Genomic DNA, 925 nt, shown 5'->3' with positions numbered 1-925 from the left:
AATATATTCCCTGATCAATCCATTTGTATTTTCGTTACTTCCTCTGGCCCAAGGAGCGTGAGGATTTGGAAAATAGAACTCTACTTGATACTCATCTGTGAGTTCTCCATGTCGTCCAAATTCTCTTCCTCGATCAGGGGTGACTGTATGAAGAATTTCATGTGGAATCTTTGCGAACATTGCTTTCAACGTTTCAAGTACAGGCAAAGCCTTCCTACCTGTGGCTCTTTGTGCTAATAACAAGCGGCTGCGTCGATCAATCATAGTGACCAGAACGTCGCCGCCGTCTCGGCCAACGACAGTATCAAGCTCCCAGTCACCGAGTCGAGTACGCATGTTGGCCGCTGACGGCCTCTCAACCAGCTTGTGTGAAATCGGGATCTTTCCTCGTTTCTCGATATAGCCTTTCTTATGTCTTGTTTTACCTCGGTGACGCAATTTACGCGCGATGCCTCTCGCACCATGACTTCTTGGCATACCAAGGTTATTTCGGTATATTTCGCGATAGATTGTGATGAAGCTGAACGGGCTTGAGCCTTCAGTACGTTGGTAGTTTCCGACGATTTGTTCAGGCGACCAATGATTGTCTAGGATGGCACTAATAACAGCACTTCGCAATTCAGCGTTCTCGAAAATACGCGGGCGGCGACATGCCTTACGCTTCTTGAGGTAATCTTTCTGTGCCGCTAAAGCCTTGTATTCCTTGTTACAGCGATGAGCTTCTCTAGAGATTGTGCTAACACTGCGATTTAAGCGCGTCGCTATTTCATGAAAAGATAGTCCAAGTTGGATAAAAGACTCTATACGACCGCGTTCAATAGCTGTAAGCTGATTGTAATGGCTCATTAGGAAACCTCCGTATGATGATGTTCTCGACAAACAACATTCTACGCTGTCTCCTAGTGGGTCAGTCTTTTTTCTTAGT

General features: G+C 45.8%; 1 protein-coding gene. It reads right to left on the bottom strand.

Annotation, left to right across the window (positions count from 1 at the left end; genetic code table 11):
- On the bottom strand, window positions 1-846 hold an 846-nt coding region (locus FD01_RS13940; RefSeq protein WP_235802970.1), incomplete at its 3' end, for an IS30 family transposase.
- Window positions 847-925 lie beyond the last annotated feature (79 nt).

The sequence above is a fragment of the Lacticaseibacillus manihotivorans DSM 13343 = JCM 12514 genome (genome assembly GCF_001435035.1).
Classification (GTDB): domain Bacteria; phylum Bacillota; class Bacilli; order Lactobacillales; family Lactobacillaceae; genus Lacticaseibacillus; species Lacticaseibacillus manihotivorans.
The sequence above is the reverse complement of the archived record's forward strand: the minus strand, read 5'-3'. Positions and strand labels throughout refer to the sequence as shown.